This is a genomic window from Frankia sp. CoWAU3 (assembly GCF_977971855.1).
The window spans coordinates 1-3,985 of the sequence record NZ_CDWWXB010000262.1; the positions used below are offsets into that span (position 1 = coordinate 1).

Genomic DNA, 3,985 nt, shown 5'->3' on the forward strand with positions numbered 1-3,985 from the left:
ATCCCGCCCGGCGCCGGGCGGGATGGCGGCGCCGGGCGGGACCGCGGCGCCGGGCGGGATGGCGGCGCCGGGGCGGGTGCGGTCGGGACGTAGCTGGTCATCGGTCACGGGTGGCTCCCTGACGTGGATGAACGTGCTGACGTTGACGGGCAGACGGACGTGCCGACACGGACGCGTGCCCTAGATGTTCCGCCTACCCATCCCGCGGCGCGCGAACCGACTACCCGCGAATGCGTCCGACCTCACCCGCGACGGGGACCCATGACCGTGACCGGCAGGCAGCGGCCGGGTGAGCCGGTCAGGACCGCAACGCGAGATCCGCGATGAGGACACGCCGGGTGGCTCCGGTCAACGGCGTCGCCTCGCTGTACTCCGGGTGTTCCACGACAAGCTCGACCGGCACGCGGGGGTCGCGGAAGGCGTCCCGGAGCGAATCGGTCAGCGCGAAGCGCACCATGTGCACGGAGACTGTCTCGGTGGGCACGCCGGGATCCTCGTCAAGGCCGGGGATCTCCTCGCCCGCCACTCGGGTTCCGCCGATCTCCAGGGCGAGACTGTGCTGCAGCCCGGCAAGCCGCCCCAACTCCTCGCGGACGGTCTCCAGAACCGAGAGCTCGATGAACACCGTCGCCGTGAGGACGTGGCTGGAGGGTAGCAGGCGGGAGTAGGCATCGATCTCGTGGGCGACGTCGGCGGAGGCGGTCAACCGCTCGGTGTAGACCATCTCCTGCACCTGGTAGCGCAGCGTCTGCTCGTTTTCGAACTCGAGGACGACGATGTCCCCGACCCGTACCCGGCGTTCGGCGCGCACCAGGATCATCTGGCTGCGCAGCCGCAGCCGGCGCTCCGCGTACGCCTGGTGGTCGGTGGTGATGTCGGCGATGGTCAGCGCCACCGTGCGATCTCCTGTCCGGAAATGCTGGGATCCGTGAACGGGCGGTCCAGGAACGGCCAAGGGCCCACGAATCAGCCAAGGGCCCACGGCACGGGAGCGACGATGCGGGCCGGGGTGGCAACGAGGGACTACTGGCATCGCCCCTGCCACCCCGGCCCGGTAGATCGAGAAACCCCGACGGTCAGGCGTCGGCCGTCTCCTCGGCCGACAGCGCGTCGAGGGCCTTCTTGAACCGACCGGCGTGGGTCTTCTCCGCCCGGGCGAGGGTCGAGAACCAGTCCGCGATCTCCTCGAAGCCCTCCTCGCGGGCGGTCTTGGCGAAGCCCGGGTACATTGCGGTGAACTCGTAGGTCTCGCCGACGACGGCGCTGGCCAGGTTCTTCGTGGTCGTACCGAGGGGCTCGCCCGTCGCCGGGTCGCCGACCTCCGCGAGGAAGTCCAGGTGCCCGAAGGCGTGACCGGTCTCACCCTCCGCGGTGTCGCGGAACAGCAACGAGGCGTCGGTCAGCCCCTCGATGTCGGCCCGGCGGGCAAAGTAGAGGTAACGCCGGTTCGCCTGGCTCTCGCCGGCAAACGCCTCCTTGAGGTTCTCGTGGGTCTTGGTGCCGTCAAGCTTCGGCATGAAGCGCTCCTTGTGGATGGGTGTTCACTGTTGGCCGGTCCCGTCCGCGCCGCGGGCCGGGCCGGAGCCGTTCGCCTGACAGTCCGGGCACAGCCCCCGGAACCGCAGGTCGTACCCGGTGATGGCGAATCCCGAGCGACACGCGATCTGGGCCATCATCCCGTCGAGGACGGGATGATCAACGTCGACCGCCCGACGGCATCCGTCGCAGACCACGTGGTCGTGACGACTCGTGTTGGCGTCGTACCGGGCCGCCGTGCCGTCGCCCAGGTGCAGCTCGAGCGCTCGGCCAACGGATACCAGCAACGCCAGTGTGCGGTATACGGTCGCACTGCCGATCCCCGGGGACACGGTCCGCACCCGCTCGTGGACCTCGGCGGCGGTCGGATGGTCGCGGGCTGCCGCTAGCACCGCCAGCACGGCCCTCCGCTGCGGAGTGAGACGAAGATCGGTCTGGTCGTTCATAGGATCACGCCCGTCGTACGGCGGTGGAACGCCCCAAGCCGCCGGCGACCACGCTCGAGGCGTCACATGGTCCGGCCGGCATCAGGATCCACCGGTTGAGAACGATTCTCAGTATCACTCCCGGGAGGATCCGAAGACAACCAGGGGGCTGTGATCCCGACCTCACCCGGCCCGGCGAGGGCCAGGCGGGCGATGCGACACGGGTCACGTCCAGCGGTCCGCGGGAGGTAGCCTGCACAGGACAACTCTCACATGGCAGCGTCCACTTCCGAGATACCCGGACCTCCGGGTGCCTGGAGCTTCGAGGTGCCTGGAGGGCGGTCCGCAGCTCACCGCCGGTCGGCGGTGGTCACCTCTCGCGAAAGGCCCGCGGACGACATGAGCACCGTCCTCGTCTACGCCGACCGAGCGGATGTGCGCGAACACGTCCGGAACGCGATCGGCCGTCTCCCCGCCGCCGACCTCGGTCCGATCGAGTTCGTCGAGGCCGCCGACGCCCCCGAGGCGATCGGCGTAGTTGATCATCATGAGGCGGATCTGTGCGTCTTCGACGCGGAGGCCACCCCCAGCGGGGGCATGGGGCTCTGCCGGCAGCTGAAGAACGAGGTCACCAACTGTCCGCCGACCATCCTGCTGGTCGCCCGCCCGGACGACCGCTGGCTCGCCACCTGGTCCCAGGCGGATGCGGTGGTCACCCATCCGATCGACCCGGGTCTACTCACCGAGGCGGTCGTGACACTGCTGCGGGCGCGTGCCGGCGGCGCCGTGGCCCGTCGGCCGCTCACCGGCGCCCAGCTCGCCCACTGAGATCCAGGGCTTCCGAGGTATGACCACCGTTGGCGCATCCCACTCCCACACCGGGGCTTCCCACACCGGCCGCTCCCACACCGGGGCTTCCCCCGCCGGGGCTCTCCCGACCGCCGAGACGAGCTGGCCGGAGCTGATAGGAGCATTGCTAGCGGGCGAGTCCCTGGACTCCGCGCGCACCGCCTGGGCGATGCAGCAGATCATGGCGGGGGCCGCCTCACCCGCGCAGGTGGCCGGGTTCGCGGTGGCGCTGCGGTCCAAAGGGGAGACGCCGGAGGAGATCGCCGGCCTGGTAGAGACCATGCTGGCCAGTGCCACGCCCCTGAGCCTGTCCAAGCGGGTACGGGCCCGCGCCGTGGACACCTGCGGGACCGGTGGCGACCGTTCCCACACCGTGAACCTGTCGACGATGGCCGCGCTGGTCGTTGCCGGCGCGGGTGTGCCGGTGGTCAAGCACGGAAACCGGGCCGCGTCGTCATCCTGCGGCTCGGCGGACCTGCTCGCGGAGCTCGGTGTCGTGGTCGATCTGCCGCCGGCCGGCGTCGAGGCGTGCCTGGCTACGGCCGGCATCGCCTTCTGCTTCGCCCAGGTCTTCCACCCGGCGATGCGGCACGTCGGCGGGGTCCGGCGCGAGATCGGCGTGCCCACCGCGTTCAACATCCTCGGGCCGCTGAGCAACCCGGCCCGCCCCGGCGCGCAGGCGATCGGCGTCGCGGACGCGCGGCTCGCTCCCGTCGTCGCCGGGGTGCTGGCGGACCGGGGCACCCGGGCGCTGGTGTTCCGCGGCGACGACGGGCTCGACGAGCTCACCCCGGTGACGACGTCCGCCGTGTGGGTCGTCGCGGCCGGCGCCGGACAGCCGCGCCGCGAGCGGTTCGACCCCCGCGACGTCGGCATCCACGTCGCGGACCACGCCGCGCTGCGCGGCGCGGAGACCCGTTACAACGCCGCCGTCACCCGGTCGGTGCTCGCCGGTGAGCCCGGACCCGTCCGCGACGCGGTCCTGCTCGCCGCCGCCACCGCCCTGGTCGCCGCGGCCGGCCCCTCCGATGCCCCCGTCACCGAGCAGATCGCCGCCGCCCTGCCCCGGGCGGCCGAGGCGGTGGACTCCGGTGCCGCCCGGGCCGTCCTGGAGCGCTGGGTGACCGCGAGCCAGAGCGCCGCAGCGGTTGACGCGGCGGCGGCCACGGCTCCCT

5 protein-coding genes are annotated in these 3,985 nt (G+C 71.7%); 2 read left to right on the forward strand and 3 right to left on the reverse strand.

Translation table 11 applies throughout. The features are described from left to right. Positions 1-298 precede the first annotated feature (298 nt). From AC08ON_RS16770 to AC08ON_RS16780, 3 genes are all read right to left on the reverse strand, one after another. Positions 299-895: a DUF3501 family protein gene (locus AC08ON_RS16770; protein ID WP_476608431.1), complete on the reverse strand. Its 597-nt coding sequence runs from the start codon at positions 893-895 to the stop codon at positions 299-301. Between the two features lie 181 nt (positions 896-1,076). Then, positions 1,077-1,517, reverse strand: coding sequence for a rubrerythrin family protein (locus AC08ON_RS16775; protein ID WP_476608430.1), 441 nt, complete (start codon positions 1,515-1,517; stop codon positions 1,077-1,079). A 24-nt stretch (positions 1,518-1,541) separates the two neighbouring features. Next, complete coding sequence (locus AC08ON_RS16780; RefSeq protein WP_476608429.1) at positions 1,542-1,982, reverse strand: Fur family transcriptional regulator; 441 nt, start codon at positions 1,980-1,982, stop codon at positions 1,542-1,544. A 378-nt stretch (positions 1,983-2,360) separates the two neighbouring features. Here AC08ON_RS16780 and AC08ON_RS16785 point away from each other — a divergent pair, with 378 nt between their 5' ends. Both AC08ON_RS16785 and trpD read left to right on the forward strand, forming a co-directional pair. Next, positions 2,361-2,789, forward strand: coding sequence for a response regulator transcription factor (locus AC08ON_RS16785; RefSeq protein WP_476608428.1), 429 nt, complete (start codon positions 2,361-2,363; stop codon positions 2,787-2,789). 19 nt (positions 2,790-2,808) lie between these two features. Next, a partial coding sequence (trpD, locus tag AC08ON_RS16790) for an anthranilate phosphoribosyltransferase (RefSeq protein WP_476617315.1) occupies positions 2,809-3,985 on the forward strand: 1,177 nt, incomplete at its 3' end.